This is a genomic window from Aeromonas sp. s2, assembly GCF_040907935.1.
GTDB classification, from domain to species: Bacteria; Pseudomonadota; Gammaproteobacteria; order Enterobacterales; family Aeromonadaceae; genus Aeromonas; species Aeromonas dhakensis.
In genome coordinates this window covers 665,086-684,337 of the sequence record NZ_JBFOCR010000009.1, presented here as the reverse complement: position 1 = coordinate 684,337, position 19,252 = coordinate 665,086, and the positions used below count along the sequence as shown (strand labels likewise).

Annotated in this window: 13 protein-coding genes; 7 read left to right on the top strand and 6 right to left on the bottom strand. The window is 63.2% G+C overall.

Annotated features, from left to right (window positions below; genetic code table 11):
- The first annotated feature begins 1 nt into the window (after window position 1).
- The 5 genes from accA to pdxY all read left to right on the top strand — a co-directional run bounded on the left by accA (window position 2) and on the right by pdxY (window position 8,116).
- Window positions 2–952, top strand: coding sequence for an acetyl-CoA carboxylase carboxyl transferase subunit alpha (gene accA / locus AB5Y81_RS08015; RefSeq protein WP_005303428.1), 951 nt, complete (start codon window positions 2–4; stop codon window positions 950–952).
- Window positions 953–1,353: 401 nt separating this feature from the next.
- Window positions 1,354–2,880 carry a lysine decarboxylation/transport transcriptional activator CadC gene (gene cadC, locus AB5Y81_RS08010; RefSeq protein ID WP_279484699.1) on the top strand — a complete coding sequence of 509 codons (1,527 nt, stop codon included), beginning with the start codon at window positions 1,354–1,356 and terminating at the stop codon, window positions 2,878–2,880.
- Between the two features lie 757 nt (window positions 2,881–3,637).
- Window positions 3,638–4,972: a cadaverine/lysine antiporter gene (cadB, locus tag AB5Y81_RS08005; protein WP_017764129.1), complete on the top strand. Its 1,335-nt coding sequence runs from the start codon at window positions 3,638–3,640 to the stop codon at window positions 4,970–4,972.
- A gap of 76 nt (window positions 4,973–5,048) precedes the next feature.
- Entirely contained in the window at window positions 5,049–7,181 is a 2,133-nt protein-coding gene (locus tag AB5Y81_RS08000; protein WP_279484698.1) for a lysine decarboxylase CadA, read from the top strand.
- A gap of 71 nt (window positions 7,182–7,252) precedes the next feature.
- A complete protein-coding gene (pdxY, locus tag AB5Y81_RS07995) occupies window positions 7,253–8,116 on the top strand; it encodes a pyridoxal kinase PdxY (RefSeq protein ID WP_017764131.1) in 864 nt (287 codons plus the stop codon).
- A 7-nt stretch (window positions 8,117–8,123) separates the two neighbouring features.
- On the opposite strand, the gene AB5Y81_RS07990 is transcribed toward pdxY, so the two are convergent.
- Complete coding sequence (locus tag AB5Y81_RS07990) at window positions 8,124–9,542, bottom strand: MATE family efflux transporter (RefSeq protein ID WP_279484697.1); 1,419 nt, start codon at window positions 9,540–9,542, stop codon at window positions 8,124–8,126.
- 99 nt (window positions 9,543–9,641) lie between these two features.
- Entirely contained in the window at window positions 9,642–10,556 is a 915-nt protein-coding gene (locus AB5Y81_RS07985) for a LysR family transcriptional regulator (protein ID WP_017781890.1), read from the bottom strand.
- 507 nt (window positions 10,557–11,063) lie between these two features.
- Between AB5Y81_RS07985 and AB5Y81_RS07980 the strand changes: the two genes are divergently transcribed.
- Both AB5Y81_RS07980 and yjeH read left to right on the top strand, forming a co-directional pair.
- Complete coding sequence (locus tag AB5Y81_RS07980) at window positions 11,064–12,359, top strand: HAAAP family serine/threonine permease (RefSeq protein WP_005303413.1); 1,296 nt, start codon at window positions 11,064–11,066, stop codon at window positions 12,357–12,359.
- 177 nt (window positions 12,360–12,536) lie between these two features.
- On the top strand, window positions 12,537–13,817 hold the full coding sequence (gene yjeH / locus AB5Y81_RS07975) for an L-methionine/branched-chain amino acid transporter (protein ID WP_279484696.1): 1,281 nt from the start codon (window positions 12,537–12,539) through the stop codon (window positions 13,815–13,817).
- A gap of 40 nt (window positions 13,818–13,857) precedes the next feature.
- Here the strand turns inward: yjeH and AB5Y81_RS07970 are convergent, their stop codons facing one another.
- From AB5Y81_RS07970 to AB5Y81_RS07955, 4 genes are all read right to left on the bottom strand, one after another.
- Window positions 13,858–14,397: a GNAT family N-acetyltransferase gene (locus AB5Y81_RS07970; protein WP_010634767.1), complete on the bottom strand. Its 540-nt coding sequence runs from the start codon at window positions 14,395–14,397 to the stop codon at window positions 13,858–13,860.
- Window positions 14,398–14,469: 72 nt separating this feature from the next.
- Window positions 14,470–16,191 (bottom strand): ABC-F family ATP-binding cassette domain-containing protein, encoded by a 1,722-nt coding sequence (locus AB5Y81_RS07965; protein ID WP_279484695.1) that lies wholly within the window; start codon window positions 16,189–16,191, stop codon window positions 14,470–14,472.
- A 363-nt stretch (window positions 16,192–16,554) separates the two neighbouring features.
- Entirely contained in the window at window positions 16,555–16,992 is a 438-nt protein-coding gene (locus AB5Y81_RS07960) for a PliI family lysozyme inhibitor of I-type lysozyme (protein WP_010634765.1), read from the bottom strand.
- 111 nt (window positions 16,993–17,103) lie between these two features.
- A complete protein-coding gene (locus tag AB5Y81_RS07955) occupies window positions 17,104–19,134 on the bottom strand; it encodes a M13 family metallopeptidase (RefSeq protein WP_017779860.1) in 2,031 nt (676 codons plus the stop codon).
- Window positions 19,135–19,252 lie beyond the last annotated feature (118 nt).

Sequence of the window (19,252 nt, the reverse complement as noted above, 5' to 3'; positions counted from 1 at the left end):
TATGAGTCTTTTTCTGGATTTTGAACAGCCGATCGCCGAGTTGCAGGCACAGATCGATGAACTGCGCCATGTGAGCGAGCACAACAGTGCCGTGGATCTGAGCGAGGATATTCGTCGGCTGGAGAAGAAAAACGAAGAGCTGACCAAGAAGATCTTCGGCGATCTGGGCGCCTGGCAGGTGTCCCAGATGGCGCGTCATCCACAGCGCCCCTATACCCTCGACTACATCGAGCACATCTTCACCGATTTCGACGAGCTGGCCGGCGATCGCGCCTATGCCGATGACAAGGCCATCGTCGGCGGCATCGCCCGTCTGGACGGTGAGCCTGTGATGGTCATCGGCCACCAGAAGGGGCGCGAGACCAAGGAGAAGATCAAGCGCAACTTTGGCATGCCGCGCCCGGAAGGGTACCGCAAGGCCCTGCGCCTGATGGAGATGGCCGAGCGCTTCAAGATGCCGATCATCACCTTCATCGACACCCCGGGCGCCTATCCGGGCGTGGGTGCCGAGGAGCGTGGCCAGTCCGAAGCGATTGCCCGCAACCTGAAAGTGATGGCCGGTCTGACCGTGCCGGTGGTCTGCACCGTGATCGGTGAAGGCGGCTCGGGCGGCGCCCTGGCCATCGGTGTCGGCGATCGCGTCAACATGCTGCAGTACTCCACCTACTCCGTCATCTCGCCGGAAGGCTGTGCTTCCATCCTGTGGAAGAGCGCCGACAAGGCACCGGTGGCGGCCGATGCCATGGGCATCACTGCCCAGCGTCTGAAAGAGCTCAAGCTCATCGACAACATCGTCGAGGAGCCGCTCGGCGGCGCCCACCGCAACGTGGAGAAGATGGCCAAGCACCTGAAAGACCGCATCCAGCAGGATCTCAACGCCCTGCGTCCGCTCGACAACGAGCAGCTGCTGGAGCAGCGCTACCAGCGTCTGCTGGGCTACGGCTACTGCTGAGCCCGGTCGGGAACAAATGGATGACGAAAGGCCCTCGCACTGCGGGGGCCTTCTTTTTTTACGGCGGCAGGGGCCCTGTCGGCAGGGAAAAATCCTGTCCATATGGATACCTGTTGGCACGATGTTTGCCAAAACCCCCATGTTGGATCAATTCAGCGGCGATTTGTAGCCAAAAAAAGTGGGATCCCACTCCCGTTTTGCTTAAAGTGACCCTTTCCGATCGACCCGATCGGCATGCCCGCAAGGACGCTCTGCGGACGTAAACAGGCCAGCCCGGCCTGACTCACAGGAATGTTCACCCTGCCGGCGGCACTGCCTTTTGCAGCGCCCTGCTGCCCGTTCAGCCGCCCGGTGTTACGTCACTCTCATCTTGCATCGTCTCCATCTGCAGCGAGTGAATCATGAGCGAATCGGTTTTTGAGATCCACGACTGGACCCTGAGCGTCGACGACAACATGCTCTGTCGCCCCGACCGCGAGGTCTACCTCGAGCCCCGGCTGGTCAATCTGTTGCGCTTCCTGGCGAGCAACGCCGGCACCGTGTTCGGGCGCGACTGCCTGATCAACGAGGTCTGGGACGGCGCCGAGGTGACCGATCAGGTGGTCACCCAATCCATCTTCGAGCTGCGCAAGATCCTCAAGGATGGCCGCAACGACGCCGCCGACTACATAGTCACAGTGCCCAAGCGCGGCTACAAGCTGGTGGCGCCGGTGCGGCCGCAGCAGGTGGTCTCGGTGGTGATGGCAGGCGAGCAGGAGAGCGTGACTGCCCCCCGGCCGCCGCTTGCGGCGCCAGCCATCGATGAAGAGGAGGAGCAGGCCAACGTCACTCCCTTCCCGGCCGGCCCGCTGACCCGCGCCGTCACCACCCATGCCCGGGAGGGGGGCAGCCGCTGGAAGCTGGTGGGCTTCGACATCTTCGTGGTGGCGATCCTGGTCACCCTGGTCAGCCTGCTCAGCTATCAGCACGCCAGCCCCCAGGTGCACTCCATGCTGGATCCCGAGCTGCTGGTGTTTCGCTTTCACTCCGGCATGGATGGCAGCAACGAGAACGTGCGCCTCGCCGACGGCATCACCCGCGCCCTGATGGGGGAGGTGGCTGCTGCCACGCCGCTGCGGGTGCAGTACGGCGCCAACACCCTGATGGGGGGCATCCTGCCCGGCAAGGAGCTGAGCGTGCGGGTCTCCCGCCAGCCGGGGGGCACCTATCTCGATCTGGAGTACCGCAACATCAACACCAACCGGGTGCTGTTCAGCCACCAGTACCAGCTCAGTCGCCACAACGTGCACGGGGTCTTGCAGGCGAGCAGCCGGGATCTGCTGAGCGCCCTCAATCAGCCGGACGCGCAGCCTGGTATGGGCTGGCCCACCGATGACGGCGCTTTGATGGCCATGATGGAGGCGCACTACTACATCAACAGCCAGGATCCGGTGGCCCTCAAGCGCGGCGTCGAGCTGCTCGACAAGTCGCTGACCAGCCAGCCGGATCAGCCGCTGCTGCTGGCGGAGCGCTATCTGGCCGGGGAAGCGCTGGCGACCCTGACGGGCACTCCCCAGAGCGACCGGTTGCAGCAGATCGGTGCTCACCTGGCCCGGGTGGTTCAGAGCCAGCCTGTGCAGCCGGCCCGGGTGTGGGAGGCGCTGACTCTGCAGGCCATTCTGGGCGGCCAGCAGCAGGAGGCCAACCGCCTGTTGGGTGAGGCTGGCAGCCGGGGCCGCTCGGTGCTCTATCACATATTGAGCGGCAAGCTGGCGGAGCTGGACGGTCACCCGGAAGCGGCGGGGGATGCCTACAGCCAGGCCTTCCTGATGGAGGCGACCGAGCAGACCTACCTGCTCTGCCAGCAGCTCGGCTTCTACAGCAACATGGAAACCCTCACCCCGGCGCTGTTCAACGCCCTGGGCCAGAGCAAGGTCAAGCTGTTCTGAGCGGCGCCGGCCGCGCGCCGCCCCGCTGTTCGCAGGCCGCCCACGGGCGGCCTGCGTGTTTCTTGCCCTCCCATGGGCACTCGGGCTTGCTCTTCTATCCCTATCCCTATCCCTATCCCTATCCCTATCCCTATCCCTGACTCGCAACAACGACTGGCCATGGCAGGCTTGTGGCTGCGCCATCCCCCTGTTCCATCCTCTGCTGATAAAGCCCTGGCCACGATTTCCTGGTGCTACCTGTCGATGCCGACAGTTGTGACCGTCGCCCCGGCGACCTGGCCGCCTTTGTCGATATCGCACCGGGTCATCACTTCGTCCGTTTGGTGTGTGAGGGGGCGTTATGCCGGCCAGGGGGGCTGGATCGTGCAAAGCGAGCGGTGCAATGAAGGGCGGTGAGGGGAAAAGGGGGTCGCTTTGGCATATGCAGTTCGGGGGAGAGGGGGTTATCGGCCCAGCTGCACCGCAGCGGGTCATCAGAAAAATATCAAGGTGGTTCGGGTGGCACCGAGTGCTCTCATCAAGGAGGGCGAAGGATATCAAGATTTTATCAAGATGCTTGCGGTGCCTTCAGTCAACCTGCTGTTTTAACTCTGTTTTTATCAGCTTCGACGGGCGGGCTGAAAAAGTTTGCTCATGTTTTTATCCCTTAGCGGGACTTTATGTTTTCCGGGGCGCAGAGGCCTAGTCTGTGGCCATTGATTGGCGGAAGGCTCCGCCAAGCGTGTGTTTGATGCCTTAATATCGACCCGGAGATTTTATGTCCCTAGATACGAGCAAGAAGATCGGCCTTGTCGCCTGTACAGGTGTAGTGGCCGGCAACATGATGGGGAGCGGTATCGCGCTGCTGCCCTCGGCCCTGGCCACCATAGGTTCCATCTCTGTGTTCAGCTGGGCCATCTGCCTGGTCGGCGCCATGGGGCTGGCCTTCGTGTTCGCCCGCCTCGCCACCAAGAACCCGCAGGAGGGCGGCCCCATCGCCTATGCCGGCGAGATCTCTCCGGTGTTCGGCTTCCAGACCGGTGTGCTCTACTACCATGCCAACTGGATCGGCAACCTGGCCATCGCCATCACCGGCGTCTCCTACCTCTCCGTCTTCTTCCCGATCCTCAACAGCCCGATCCCGGCCGCCGCAGCCACCATCGCCGCCGTCTGGATCTTCACCCTGGTCAACCTGCTGGGCGGCAGCTGGGTGAGCCGGCTCTGTACCCTGGGTCTGGTGCTGATCCTGCTGCCGGTGGTGGGCACAGCCCTGGTGGGTTGGGGTCACTTCGACAGCGCCGTCTACAGCCAGAACTGGAACACCACCAGCGGCAGCGACCTGCATGCGGTCATCAGTGCCGTGCTGATCTGCCTCTGGTCCTTCGTGGGGGTGGAGTCTGCTGCCGTCTCCTCCGGCATGGTGAAGAACCCCAAGCGTACCGTACCGCTCGCCACCATGCTGGGCACCGGTATCGCGGGGGTCATCTACATCCTCTCTACCCAGGTGATCAGCGGCATGTTCCCGGCCGGTGAAGTGGCGGCTTCCGGCGCCCCGTTTGCCATGGCCTCCTCCGTCATCTTCGGCAACTGGTCCGCACCGTTCGTCTCCGCCTTCACCGCCCTGGCCTGCTTCACCTCGCTGGGCTCCTGGATGATGCTGGTGGGCGAGGCGGGCAAGCGCGCCGCCCACGACGGCAACTTCCCGAAAATCTACGGTGAAGTGGACAAGAACGGCGTGGCCAAGAAGGGTCTGATCCTGGGCTCCCTCAAGATGACTGCGCTGATGATCGGCCTGACCGCCTTCACCTCCCAGTCCGCCCACGCGGCCGATCTCTTCAACGTGCTGACCACAGATGCGGTGCTGCTGACCATGCTGCCCTACTTCTACTCCAGCATTAACCTCATTCGCTTCGAGGGCATGACCTCCCGCAGTATAGGCGCCATGATCTTCTCCGGTGTGGCCTGCGTCTTCTGCCTGATTGCCCTGATGGGCGCCAAGGGTTCCAACCTCACAGCAACCTTCGTGGTGTCGCTCATCATCCTGATGTTCTACGCCAAAAAACTGGGCCTGCGTCAGCACGATGCCCTGCTGAGCGAACAGCCCAGCAACTGATTTCCCTTTTATCTTCCGAGCGCTCTTCACTCACCATCCCTGATGGAGAGCGCCCTCTTACGTGTGGAGCATCAAGATGAACATCATTGCCATCCTCAACCACCTCGGCGTTTTCTTTAAAGAAGAACCCATTCGCCAGCTGCAAGCCTCCCTCGAGCGCAAGGGTTTCGAGGTCGTCTATCCGGTCGATGTGGCCGACTTGCTGAAACTCATCGAGAAGAACCCCCGCGTCTGCGGCGCCATCTTTGACTGGGACAAATACTCCCTGGGTCTGTGCAAGGAGATCCACGATCGCAACGAGAAGCTGCCGATCTTCGCCTTCGCCAACGACCAGTCCACCCTGGACATTCACCTGACCGACCTGCGCCTGAACGTGCACTTCTTCGAGTACCGTCTCGGCATGGCCGACGATATCGCCCTCAAGATTGGTCAGGCCACCCAGGAGTATCAGGACGCCATTCTGCCGCCCTTCACCAAGGCGCTGTTCAAGTACGTGGAAGAGGGCAAGTACACCTTCTGTACCCCGGGTCACATGGGCGGTACCGCCTTCCAGATGAGCCCGGCCGGCAGCATCTTCTATGACTTCTACGGCCCGAACGCCTTCAAGGCCGACGTCTCCATCTCCATGCCGGAGCTGGGCTCCCTGCTGGATCACTCAGGCCCGCACAAGGAAGCCGAAGAGTACATCGCTCGTACCTTCAACGCCGATCGCTCCTACATCGTCACCAACGGCACCTCCACCGCCAACAAGATTGTCGGCATGTACTCCGCGCCGGCCGGCAGCACAGTGCTGGTGGATCGCAACTGCCACAAGTCGCTCACTCACCTGATGATGATGAACGACGTGACCCCGATCTACTTCCGTCCGACCCGCAACGCCTACGGCATTCTGGGTGGCATCCCGCAGAGCGAGTTCAGCCGCGACACCATCGCTGCCAAGGTCGCCGCCACCCCGGGTGCCCAGGCACCGCGCTACGCCGTGATCACCAACTCCACCTATGACGGCCTGCTCTACAACACCGGCTTCATCAAGGAGGCGCTGGACACCCCCTACATCCACTTCGACAGTGCCTGGGTGCCCTACACCAACTTCAGCCCGATCTACGAAGGCAAGTGCGGCATGAGCGGCGAAGCCATGCCGGGCAAGGTGTTCTACGAAACCCAGTCCACCCACAAGCTGCTGGCGGCCTTCTCCCAGGCCTCGATGATCCACATCAAGGGTGACGTGGAGGAAGAGACCTTCAACGAAGCCTTCATGATGCACACCTCCACCTCGCCGCAGTACGGCATCGTGGCCTCCACCGAGATCTCCGCTGCCATGATGCGTGGCAACACCGGCAAGCGGCTGATCAAGGACTCCATCGATCGCGCCATCTCCTTCCGCAAAGAGATCAAGCGCCTGCGCGAGCAGAGCGAAGGCTGGTTCTTCGATGTATGGCAGCCGGACGACATCGACACCGTCGAGTGCTGGAAGCTGGATCCGAAGGATGACTGGCACGGCTTCAAGGACATCGATGACGACCATATGTACCTGGATCCCATCAAGGTGACCCTGCTGACCCCGGGCATGGGCCGTGATGGCCAGCTGCTGGAGCGCGGTCTCCCGGCGTCCCTGGTCTCCAAGTTCCTGGACGAGCGCGGCATCGTGGTGGAGAAGACCGGCCCCTACAACCTGCTGTTCCTCTTCTCCATCGGTATCGATCAGTCCAAGGCGATGCAGTTGCTGCGTGCCCTGACCGAGTTCAAGCGCGGCTACGACCTGAACCTGACCATCAAGAGCATTCTGCCGAGCCTCTATCGTGAAGACCCGAGCTTCTACGAAGGGATGCGTATCCAGGAGCTGGCCCAGCGCATTCACGATCTGACCAGCAAGTACCGTCTGCCGGAGCTGATGTTCAAGGCGTTCGACGTGCTGCCGGAGATGAAGATGACCCCGCACGCCGCCTGGCAGCAGGAGCTGGCCGGCAACGTGGTGGAAGTGCCGCTGCGCGACATGGTGGACCGCATTAGCGCCAACATGATCCTGCCCTACCCGCCGGGAGTACCGTTGGTTCTGCCGGGCGAGATGGTGACCAGGGATTCTCTGCCGGTACTCGAGTTCCTCGAGATGCTGTGCGAGATCGGCGCCCACTACCCGGGCTTCGAGACCGACATCCACGGCCTCTATCGTCAGGCCGATGGCAGCTACACCGTCAAGGTGCTGCGTTAATCACAGTGACAACAACGGGCCGCAAGGCCCGTTTTTCCCATTTTGATTCATTCATTTTTTTGCGAGTCAGCATGAAGCGAGTTCTCTCCATCCAGTCCCACGTGGTGTTCGGTTGCGCCGGCAACAGCGCAGCCGTGTTTCCCATGCGCCGCATGGGGCTGGAGGTGTGGCCCGTCAACACGGTGCAATTTTCCAACCATACCCAGTACAGCGCCGGCTGGCAGGGGATGGTGATGCCAAACGGCCATATCCGCCAGCTGATGGCGGGGCTGGCCGACATCGGCGTGCTGGGGCAGTGCGATGCGATCCTGAGCGGTTATCTCGGCTCGGCCGAGCAGGGGGAGGAGATCCTGGCGGCGGTGGCTCACCTCAAGGCGCTCAATCCGGCCGCCCGCTATTTTTGCGACCCCGTGATGGGGCATCCCGACAAGGGGTGCATCGTCGCGCCCGGCGTCGCCGATTTTCTGAAAAACCGGGCGCTGGCCTGCGCCGACCTGCTGGCCCCCAATCTGCTGGAGCTGGAGCAGCTCACCGGCCGCGAGATCTGCAACCTGAGCGAGGCGCTGGCCGCCTGCCAGCAACTGCGTGACGGGGGTGTCGAACTGGTGATGGTCAAGCATCTGGGCCGCGCCGGCTTGAGCCTGGACCGGTTCGAAATGCTGCTGGTGTGCGAAGAGGGGGCGTTTCATATCTCGCGCCCCCTCTATGAGTTTCAACGTCAGCCCATCGGGGTGGGGGATCTGCTGAGCGCCACCATGCTGGCCAACCTGCTGGCGGGCTTTACGCCGGTGGCGGCGTTCGAGCGCACCAATGCCAGCGTGGACATGGTGCTGGCCCGGACCTGGCTGGCGGGCGCCTACGAGCTGCAGCTGGTGGCCGCCCAGCAGGCGCTGGTCGAGCCCGAGATCCGCACCTGCGCCAGCCGGCTGGGTTAGCCGCGCATCAGCCTGCGCGCCGTGCCAGCGTGACCTGCTGACGGGCAAGCGCCTTGGGCGAGCGCCTGGTGTGCGGGGCGCACGCCAGCTTGAGCTGGTGCCACTCGAGCCACAGCAACCAGCACAGTGGCAGGGTCAGCAGCAGCACAGTGGTGGGCTGGGCCAGCAGCACGCCGTCGCGGCCCCACCAGAGCGGCAGCATGAAGATCAGCGGCAGCAGCAGCAGGGTCTTTGCGATGGAGATGAACAGCGCCTGACGGGTGCGCGCCATGGATTGCAGCAGCACTATGCCGAACATGATGATCCCCTCCAGCGGAATGGCGCCGAGGTTGAGGGTCAGGCTGCTGATGGCGGCCGCGAGCAGCTCGCCATCCTGATCGCCGGTGTAGAGCATGGCCACCTGGCGCGGCAGCAGCTGGATCAGCAGCCAGACCGCCAGACCGTAGACGAGCGTGATCTTGAGCCCCATCTCCATCAGGAACTTCAGATCGCGATGGCGCTTGGCGCCGGCCGCCTGGCTGACCAGCGGCTGGATGCCAAAGGCCAGCCCCTGCAGAATGACGATGAACACCGCCTCTGTGTAGCCGGCCACGGTGAAGCCCGCCAGATCCTTGACCGAACCGTGCACCATCAGCTGGCTGTTGTGCAGCATCAGCAGCAGGCCGAGGTTGAACTGGGCGATCAGGCTCGGCAGACCGGTGAACAGCAGGTTTGGCATGGCCGGCAAGCAGGGCAGCAGCTGGCGCCATTCCAGCCGCAATCTGGCGTGACGGGTAAAGAAGTAACCCAGGCCTAGCAGGCTGACCACCCCTTCCGAGATGAGGGTGGCCTGGGCTGTCCCGATGAGCCCCAGCCCCAGCCGGCCCACCATGATGTAGTTGAGGATGATGTTGAGGATGGCTCCGCCGCTGACCAGCAGCATGGCGAGCCTCGGCCGGCCGTCGTTGCGCAGCAGATAGGGCACCGCCAGGTTGCAGGCCAGCAGCAGGGTACCGCCGCCGATCCAGTAGAGGTAGTCGCTGGCCTGTTGCCAGGTGTCGGTGCCCTGCTCGATGCCCAGTGCCAGCAGGATGTCGATGTGCCAGTAGTGCAGCAGCAGCGGCGCCACCGTGCCCAGCCCCGCCAGCAACCAGAGCGCATTGACCAGCGCCTGGCGGGCCAGCCCGGTGTTCCTGGCGCCCTGCTGGAAGGAGATGGCGGTGGCCGCCCCCATGCTGATCATGGCGGCAAGGCCGATCAGCACCATGATGACCGGGTAGACCAGGTTGATGCCGGCGAGGCCGGCGGCCCCCACGTAGTGGCCGACGAAGATGCCATCGACCAGGTAGTAGGCGCCGGATACCAGCATGGCCATGACGGAGGGGAGGGCATAGCCCCAGAAACGGCGGGTCATCGCCCGCTGGCGCAGAGTGAAATAGGCAGACATATCTGTTCTCTTGGGGAGTTCGATTATCGAGCAGACAGTCTAGATTAATATTGTTTTTGCGATAATCCTGGTTCTACTTGAAGGATTGATGAGTAATATTCAGTAATTGGTCGGTTGATAGTGGGCTTTCAGCATGTCGATGAGAGCCCGCAAGCCGCTGCCCAGCTGATGCCGGCTAGGATAGAAGAGATAAAAACCGGCAAAGGTGGGGCACCAGGGCTCCAGCACGGTGAGCAGTTTCCCCTGAGCCACTTTTTGGCTCACCTCCTCTTCCAGACAGTAGGCCAGCCCCAGCCCCGCCTCGGCAGCCCCCAGATAGAGGGCCGGCGTGCTGGTGGTGAGCGGACCCGTCACCTCTATCTCCAGCAGGGAACCCTCCTCCCCGGCGAAGGCCCAGCGGTAGTGATGGGAGGGGGTGAGCCGGTAGCCGATGCAGGCGTGGCGCGACAGCTCGCGAGGGTGTTGCGGGGTGCCGTGTTCGGCCAGATAGGCGGGCGCCGCCACCACCAGATAGCGCTGGGGCGGCCCGAGCGGTACTCCGATCATCTCCTTGGGCAGCAGATCGCCGTAGAAGATAGCGGCGTCATAGCCATCCTCGATGAGGCGCGGCATCAGCTCCTGTTCCACCACTTCCACCTGCATGCGCGGGTAGCGCACCAGGTAATCGATCAACACCGGGGCCAGCAGGTCGTCGATGGCCCCGCGCGGTGCGCAGATCTTCAGCCGTCCCACCGGCTCGTCGCTGTGACGGGTCAACTCGCCCAGTGCGCTCTCCAGATGGTTCAGGGTTGGCAGCAGCTGGGTCAGCAGCCGCTGGCCCGCCTCGGTGGGCACCACGGCGCGGGTGCTGCGGTTGAGCAGCCGTACCCCCAGCCGGGTCTCCAGCCCTTTCAGGCTGTGGCTCAGGGCGGATGCCGAGACCCCGAGTTCGAGGGCGGCCTTGCTGAAGCTCTGGTGACGGGCGACGGCGGCAAACACCGCCAGTTCGGCGAGGTCGGTACGGGTGATGGCCATATCAATTCAGCGGAAAAATGTTGAACAACAGGGTACGCCAGGGCGGGGCAAGGCACAACGTGGCCAACAAACAGACATATGTAGCGAAATTGTTTTACCCATAAGGATATAGATACGGGTGAAACTACCGCTGTTTGTTAACGGCTGTTCACAAAATTGGGCTCGAAACGTGATCTCTGACGCCAGAAAGGCGATTCCAATCAAACTTTGGTTGATTAATTCAAAAAAACACTGTGATCGCTAAGGGGATTTAATTAGAGTCAGCTCATCGAAACAAAGGCGTGTTAGTGAGTTGTAAAAACTGACTCGTTTGCGGCCCTCGGGCCCACTCCCCACCGGTCTGTTTGTTGCAATTTGGTTGTTACATGGAGTGATGACCAGTTTGCCGGAGCGATGGGAATGAGAATAAAACAGGGATGGACTGCAAGCGTTCCAGGGAAATGGGACAGGGCATTGCGCCCGGTTGACTAGATATTTTCTATTTTCCTTGATGACAGGAACACCCCTATGTCTGACATGAACATTGCAGTAGAAGGCAACTTAGCCAGTAATGCGTCTTCCCGTGGCATCAACAAGGCCGATGTGGTCTGGATGCTGGGTCTGTACGGTACCGCCATCGGTGCCGGTGTGCTCTTCCTGCCGATCAACGCCGGTGTAGGTGGCCTGTGGCCGCTGGTTGCCATGCTGATCCTGGCCCTGCCGCTGACCTTCTTCGCCCACCGTGGCCTGACCCGCTTCGTGCTGTCCGGCTCCACCCGTGACGGCGACATCACCGAAGTAGTAGAAGAGCACTTCGGCAAGACCGCAGGCAAGTTCATCACCCTGCTCTACTTCTTTGCCATCTACCCGATCGTGCTGATGTACTCGGTCGCCATCACCAACACAGTCGAGAGCCTGATTGTTCACCAGCTGGGCATGACTGCACCTCCCCGTGCCGTCCTGTCACTGGCGCTGATCCTGGGTCTGATGGCGGTTGTTCGTCTGGGCGGCCAGGTCATCGTCAAAGCGATGAGCGTGCTGGTATTCCCGTTCGTGATCACCCTGATGGGCCTGGCGCTCTACCTGATCCCGCACTGGAATGGTGCCATCATCACCGAAGCCCCGGCGCTGGGTGATGCCTTCAACGGCGATTTCATCAAGACCCTGTGGCTGGCCATCCCGGTCATGGTGTTCTCCTTCAACCACTCCCCGATCATCTCCTCCTTCGCGGTGGACAACAAGGGTCGTTACGGTGAAGGTGCCGAGAAGAAGTGCAGCAACATCCTGCTGGGCGCCCACGTCATGATGGTGATGACCGTTATGTTCTTCGTATTCAGCTGCGTACTGAGCCTCTCTCCGGCTGACCTGGCTGCTGCCAAGGAACAGAACATCTCCATCCTGTCCTACCTGGCCAACCACTTCGACAACCCGGTCATCGCCACCGTGGCTCCGCTGATCGCCATGGTTGCCATCAGCAAATCCTTTCTGGGTCACTACCTGGGTGCGCAAGAGGGCATGAACGGCCTGATGGCCAAGGCGCTGCGCGAGAAGGGCAAGAACGTTGACACCAAGCAACTGAACAAAGTTACTGCCGTGTTCATGATCCTGACCACCTGGGCCATCGCCACCATCAACCCGAGCATCCTCGGCATGATTGAAGACCTGGGCGGCCCCATCATTGCCATGCTGCTGTTCCTGATGCCGATGTACGCCATCACCAAGGTGCCGGCCATGCGCAAATACGCTGGCAACATCAGCAACGGCTTCGTGACCATCATCGGCCTGATCGCCATGTCCGGTATCATCTACAAGCTGATTGCCTGATAACACCGGTTACCCGCTTGAATGAAGACGCCGCCTCGCAAGAGGCGGCTTTTTTTATGGCCGCTGTCCAGGGCTACGGCCTTGCATAAAACCGGGCATATTCTCGCCATCGTGCTTAACAAAGGGGCGGGGGAGGCCTAACATGGCGGGATGTTTTTCTAGTCGGGACAAAAGGATATGTCTGGGTTGAAAAAGGATCTCGGGCTCTGGCAGGGGATGGGACTGCTCGCCACCTCATTGCTCGGCACCGGGATCTTCGTGGTGCCGGCGACGGCCGCCTCCCTGGCGGGCGGGGCGTCCCTTTGGGCCTGGTTGCTGCTGATTGCGCTGGTGCTGCCCATCGCCTTTACCTTCGCCCGCCTCGGGCGGCGTTATCCCCACGCGGGGGGCGCCCCCCATCTGATTGGCCTTGCCTTTGGCAACGGCGCCGAGCGCTTCTCCGCCTTCCTGTTTCTGGCGGTGCTGCCGGTGGGCCTGCCCGCCGCCCTCACCATCGCCGCCGGTTTCTGGCACGCCCTGTTCGACATGGGGGAGTGGACCCTGTGGGGCATCCAGCTGCTCACCCTGCTCGGGGTCTTCCTGCTGGGGCTCAGGGGGGCGCGCTCCTCCGGCAACCTGCAACTGCTGATCGCGCTCGCCATTTTGGGGCTCACCCTGCTCATCTGGTTCAAGGGGGATCTGAGCTGGCACGATGCGGCCAAGCCGCTACCGACGACGGACGAGTGGCCTGCCATGGGCTCTGCGCTGGCGGTGATGTTCTGGTGTTTCGTGGGGCTCGAGGCCTTCGCCCACATGGGGGAGGAGTTCAAGCGGCCAGAGCGGGACTATCCGCTGGCCCTGCTGGGCGGCGTGCTGCTGGCGGGGCTCATCTACTGGGTGCACTCCCTGGTGGTGCTCAAATATGGCCTCTACGGGGACGAGGCGACCAATGCCACCGCCATTCCGGCCCTGCTCTCCCTGCTGTTCGGCCCCACCGCCAAGTGGCTGGTGGCGGTGCTCGGCTACCTCTCCTGCTTCGCCAGCATCAACATCTACCTGCAAGGCTTCGCCCGGCTTATCTGGAGCATGGCGCGCGAAGGCAAGCTGCCCCCCTCGCTGGCGGTGCTTACCGCTCGCGGTGCGCCGCTGCGGGCGCTCGGTCTGGTACTGCTCATCTGCCTGCTCTGCATCACCCTTATCATCTGGTTGCGACTGCCGCTCGATGAGCTGATCCGCTACGCCAACGGTAACTTCGTGCTGGTCTACCTGCTCTGCATGGCGGCGGGCTGGCGCCTGCTCGGCGGGGTGGGCAAGGGGCTGGCGGGGATAAGCGTGCTGCTCTGCGCCCTGGTGCTGGTGGCGCTCGCTTCCCAGATGCTCTATGCCGTCGTGCTCAGTCTGGGGTATGGCTGCTTCTCGTTGTGGCGGCGCAGAGGTCGCCGCTCGACGCCAGATGATCGTGTCTGCGCCATCAAGTAACCCGAAAAAAGCCCCGCAGTGCGGGGCTTTTTGTTGCTGGTCAGATGCTGGCAGGCAGGTCGCTGCGCAAGATGGCGTAGTGGCGCAGGGAGATGAAACCATCCCCCTTGCGTTCGCACTCCCGCGCGGTGCCCTCGTAGTGAAAGCCGGCCCGCTCCAGCAGGCGGGCGGAGGGGCGGTTGGGCTCCTCCACCACCGCCAGCAACCGGTGCAGCGCTGTGGTGCGATAAGTGAGCGGCAGCCACAGTTGCAGCGCCGCGCTCATCACCCCCTTGCCCCAATGCTCGGGATAGAGCCAGTAGCCCAGCTCGGCCCGCCGGTGCTCAGGGTCGGCATCGTTGTAGCCGATGGCCCCCAGCGGTTCGCCCGTGTGCTGGTCACGAATGAGGTGCCAGGCGCCGCGGCCGGTGCGGGTCAGCTCGGCATACCAATCCATCTGGGCCTGGCACGCCGTCAGGCTGTCGTAGCTGACGCCGTAGTAGGCGACGACCCGCGGATCGGAGAGGCCGCGGTAGATGTGGGGCAGATCGGCGTCGCTGACCGGATCCAGCCTGATGTGGGGTTGTTGCGTTGATGTCATAGTGGCTCCTTGCGGCCAACCTGAGTTGGCCGCATGAGTTGAGTGATAAAGGATGGATGATGCTGGCTGGCGTCAGGCAAAGCCGAGCAGGTCGGCAAGGCGCGCCAGCTCGTCACGCCACTGCTGCTGCAGGCGCGGGGTCTGGTGCCTGGGCTTGCGGGCCAGATCGGCGGCGAGCAGGGCATCGAGCTCATACCAGCGTGCCAGCAGTGCCTCTTCGTCATCCACCGGGCCGGCCGGGGCCTGCCCCATGGCGGGGGCCTTGTCTGCTGCTGGCAAGGGCGCATCGCCAAGCAGCTCGGCATAGGCGCGCTCGGCGCTGTGAGCCTCCTGGATGCGCCCATCCTTTATCAGCCAGAAGCGGTTGCAGCTGCGCTCGATCAGCTCCCGGTCGTGGGAGACCAGCAGCACGCCGCCCGGGAAGGTGGCAATGGCCTCGGCCAGATCCTCCTTGCCCACCAGATCCAGGTGGTTGGTGGGCTCGTCGAGCCAGAGCATGTGGTGGTTGCCGAGCGACAGGGCGAGAAACAGCAGCCGTGCCCGCTCGCCCCCGCTCAAGGTGTGCACCTGCTGGCTGTGGCGGGCATAGGGGAAGCCCGCCCGGATCAGCGCCTGACGCAGTGCCCCTTCAGGCAGAGGGGCCAGCGGGTAGAGGGCGTCGCTCAGGGTAGCGTCGTCCGCCAGCTGCTGCAGGGACTGATCGTAATAGGCGATGCTGGCGCCGGGGTGACAGTACCAGCCCGCCTGCGGGCTCTGCGCGGCCAGTTCGCGCCAGCACTGGCGCAGCAGGGAGGACTTGCCGGTGCCGTTGGCTCCGAGCAGGGCGACCCTGTCCCCCGCCCGCAGCCAGAGCCCTTCTGCCCGCAGCAGCGGCGGCAGGTCCGGTGCTGGTGACACATCGAGGGCCTCCAGCCGCAGCAGGGTGTCGGCGGGCATGCTCAGTCCGCGCAGCTCGAATCGCCAGGGGGCCAGTGCCGCGACCTGGCTCTGCTCCTCCTGCAGGCGGGCGATGCGTTTTTCCATGGACTTGGCCTGGCGTACCAGCTTCTCGTTGTCATGCTCCCGCCCCCAGATGGCGAGGCGTTTGCTGCTGGCGCTCAGGCGGTCTATCTCTTTTTGCTCGTCGGCCCGGCGCAGGCGGGCCTGCTCATCCTCGGCGGCCAGCGCCGCCCGGGCCTGGCTGCAGGGCAGGGCGAAGCGGTGCAGCTGGCCGTCTCGCAGGATTAGGGTCTGATCCGTGACGCTGTCCAGCAGGCGAGCGTCGTGGGAGACCAGCACGAAGGCACCGCGCCAGCCCAGCAGAAACTGCTCGAGCCAGAGCAGGGCGGGCAAGTCCAGGTGGTTGCTGGGCTCATCGAGCAGCAGCAGGTTGGGTTGGCGCAGCAGGGCGCGCCCTATCTGCAGCCGGCTGTGCTGGCCGCCGCTCAGCGCACTGACCGGCAGCGTGGCCTGGGCCTCCAGCTGCAGCTCGGCCAGCAGCTTGTCCACCTGCCACTCGGCGCTCGGGTCGTTGCCCAGCGCATCCAGCAGCACGGCGCGGGTGCTGAGGGTTGAAAGCCTGGCTGGCAGTTGCTGGGCCACGAACTCGCAGCGGCAGGCGGCAGCCTGCACGACCCGGCCAGCCTGGGACGTGCGCTCGCCCGCCAGCAGTGCCAGCAATGTGCTCTTGCCGCAGCCGTTGGCACCAATCAGGCCGAGCCGGTCGCCTGCGCGGATGCCAAGTTCGAGATGGTCAAATAACGGAAGGTGCCCCGCACTCATCTGCAGGGAATGGGTACTCATCAGGGTTGTCATGCTCTTGCTCTCTTAAATCGCGGGATCGAAGATCCCTGTCATCAGGAGCGCTGGCGACAACGGCAGAGTCGAGAAAGGTCTCGGTATGGAAGGGAGTCGGCTTTGCTCGAACCCGCTATCGCAGCGCGATGGTATGCAGGCAAGAGCAGGCGAATGTGCCGAACAGGCGAGCCGAGAACATCGGACACGCTTGGATAACCATTTTTTACCTCCTTGTGTTTCGTTATGGCACGGTGCGGCGATTATAAGCGCAGAAAAAATAACCGTCTATCCATGGCGGTGCCTGTGGATGAGGCGGGAAGGCGCTTTGTCAGCGGCGGGACAAAAAAACGCCCCGCTGGGCGGGGCGTGGTGATGGGGATGTCAGTCGCGGGGGGTCTTGAGGGCCTCAATCACATCGTCATTGGGGGCCAGCCCCTCCACGTGATTGAAGTTCTCCACCCCCTCCTGTGGGTTGAGGGTGAAGGCGTCGGCGCTCAGATAGCTGCCGCTGCCGGCACTCTCGACCACGACGATGAGCTCGGGCTGCTTGTCGCCGTTGAGATCCAGCAGCTTGAGCTCCTTGATGCTGCCATCGCGCGGCAGCACCTTGCCGTCGATGAACTGATCCAGCGGGAACTGGGGGTTGGCGCCGGAGTAGAGGCGCACGTCGTAGCTGCCGGTGGAGGCCGGTTCGCCGCGCCCTTCGCTGACGGTCACTACCTGGCCTGAGGGGAGCGTCAGCTGTTTGAAGAACCCGTCCGCCGCCTGGCTGGCGAGGGGTAGGGTGAGCAGGCCGAGTGTCATGAGCAAGGCTTTCATCGGTTTGACCCTTGTTACTGCGGCGGCGGTTGCCCGCCACCTGTGTCACTGTGCGAACCGGTCGGGCAGTCCCCGCCGGTCCGCGTCATCCACCCCTCAGCGGGGTCGTCATTACCAGATCTTGACCCGTTTGGCAGGGTCCAGATAGAGCTTGTCACCCGGCTGGATGTTGAACGCCTCGTAGAAGGCGGGGATGTTCGGCACCACGCCGTTGACCCGGTACTCCGGCGGCGAGTGGGGATCCGAGGCGAGCAGCATCTGCATCAGCTCGGGGCGATACATGCCCTTCCACACCTGAGCCCAGCCGAGGAAGAAGCGCTGCTCGCCGGTGAAGCCGTCCAGCACCGGGGCCTCTTTGCCATCCAGCGACAGCAGATAGGCCTTGTGGGCTATGGTGAGGCCGCCCAGATCGCCGATGTTCTCCCCCAGGGTGAACTGGCCGTTGACGAACTGCCCCGCGATGGGCTCGAAGCGGTTGTACTGGGCCACCAGCCGGCTGGTGCGGAAGCGAAACTCCTTGAGATCGGTCGGCGTCCACCAGTCGCGCATCACGCCGTCACCGTCGGATTTGGCGCCCTGATCATCAAAACCGTGACCCATCTCGTGACCGATCACCCCGCCGATGGCGCCGTAGTTGACCGCGTCATCCGCTTGCATGTCGAAGAAGGGGGGCTGCAGGATGGCGGCCGGGAAGACGATCTCGTTGTTGCTTGGGTTGTAGTAGGCGTTCACCGTCTGCGGCGACATGTGCCACTCGTCTCTGTCCACCGGCTTGCCGAGGCGCGCCAGGTTGTCGGCGTATTCGAAGGCGCGGGCGCGCTGCAGGTTGCCCACCAGATCGTCGGCACGGATCGCGATGGCGCTGTAGTCCTTCCACTTGTCCGGGTAGCCGATCTTGGGGCGGAACTTGGCGAGTTTCTCTTTGGCCTGGGCCTTGGTGGCTGGCGACATCCAGTCCAGCTCCTCGATGCTCTGGCCGTAGGCTGTGCGCAGGTTCTCCACCAGCTGCTCCATGCGGGCCTTGGCCTGGGGCGGGAAGTAGCGCTCCACGTAGAGCTTGCCGACAGCCTCACCCAGATGATCGTCCAGCACGCCGAGCGCCCGCTCCCAGGGGGCGCGCTGCTTGGGCGTGCCGCTCAGGGTGGTGCCGAAGAAGGCGAAGTTCTGGGCATCGGTCTGGCTGTCGAGGTAGGGGGCGTAATCGGTGATGAGCTGCCACTTGAGGTAGGCCTGCCAGTCGCCGATCGGGGTCTGCTTCATCACCTCGTTCAGGGCCGCGAGATAGCTCGGCTGGCCGATGACCAGGCTCTGCTGACCGGCGAGGCCGGCTTGGCTCAGGTAGGCGTCCCAGTCGATGGCGGGGGCGAGGCGTTTGAGCTCGCTCTGGGGCCCCTTGTTGTAGTTCTTCTCCCGATCCCGCAGGTTGACGTTGTCCCACTGGATCTTGGCGAGTTTGCTCTCGAGGGCCAGCACCCGCTTGGCCTTGGCGGCGGCATCCGGCTCGCCGAAGCGACCCAGCATGGTGGCGATGTGCTGCTCGTATTTCTTGAGCAGCGCCTGGCTGGCGGCATCCGTCTTGAGGTAGTAGTCCCGATCCGGCAGGCTGAGGCCGGCCTGGTAGAGGTAGACGGCATAGCTGTCCGGGGCCTTGGCGTCGGCGTCTATCCAGAAGCCGAAGGGGGCGCCGCCGCCGTTGCGACCGCTCTGGGCGAAGGCGCGGGCGAGATCCTGGCTGCTCTTGATCTGCTCGATCTCGCTCAGCATGGGCAGCAGGGGAGCAGTACCCTTGGCATCCCGGGTCGCCTGATCCAGATAGCTGTGGTAAAGATCGCGGATCTGCTGGGCCTGGGTGCCGGCGGCAGCCTTGCCATCCAGCCCTTCCACCAGCACCCGCACGTCCGCCAGGGACTTGTCCCGCAGCAGGTAGAAGGCGCCGTCGGCGGGCCTGTCGTCCGGGATCTTGGCGGTGGTCAGCCAGTGGCCGTTCACGTAGCGGAAGAAGTCATCGCCGGGTTTGACGCTGGTGTCCATGTTGGCCAGCGCGAGGCCTGAGTGCTTGTTGCTGGTATCCGGCGCCTGACTGCAGCCTGCCAGCAGGGCCAGCCCGATGAGGCCGGCCAGTATGCTTTTCTTATTGTTCATTTTTTGATTCCAATTCGGGTTATACGGCTTCCTTGCCCACGCAGGGAGCGATTCACTCTAGCAGTCGGGTTAGCGCTTGATAAGCCCGACTCTGCTAAGATCGGCCTGGTCGTATTGG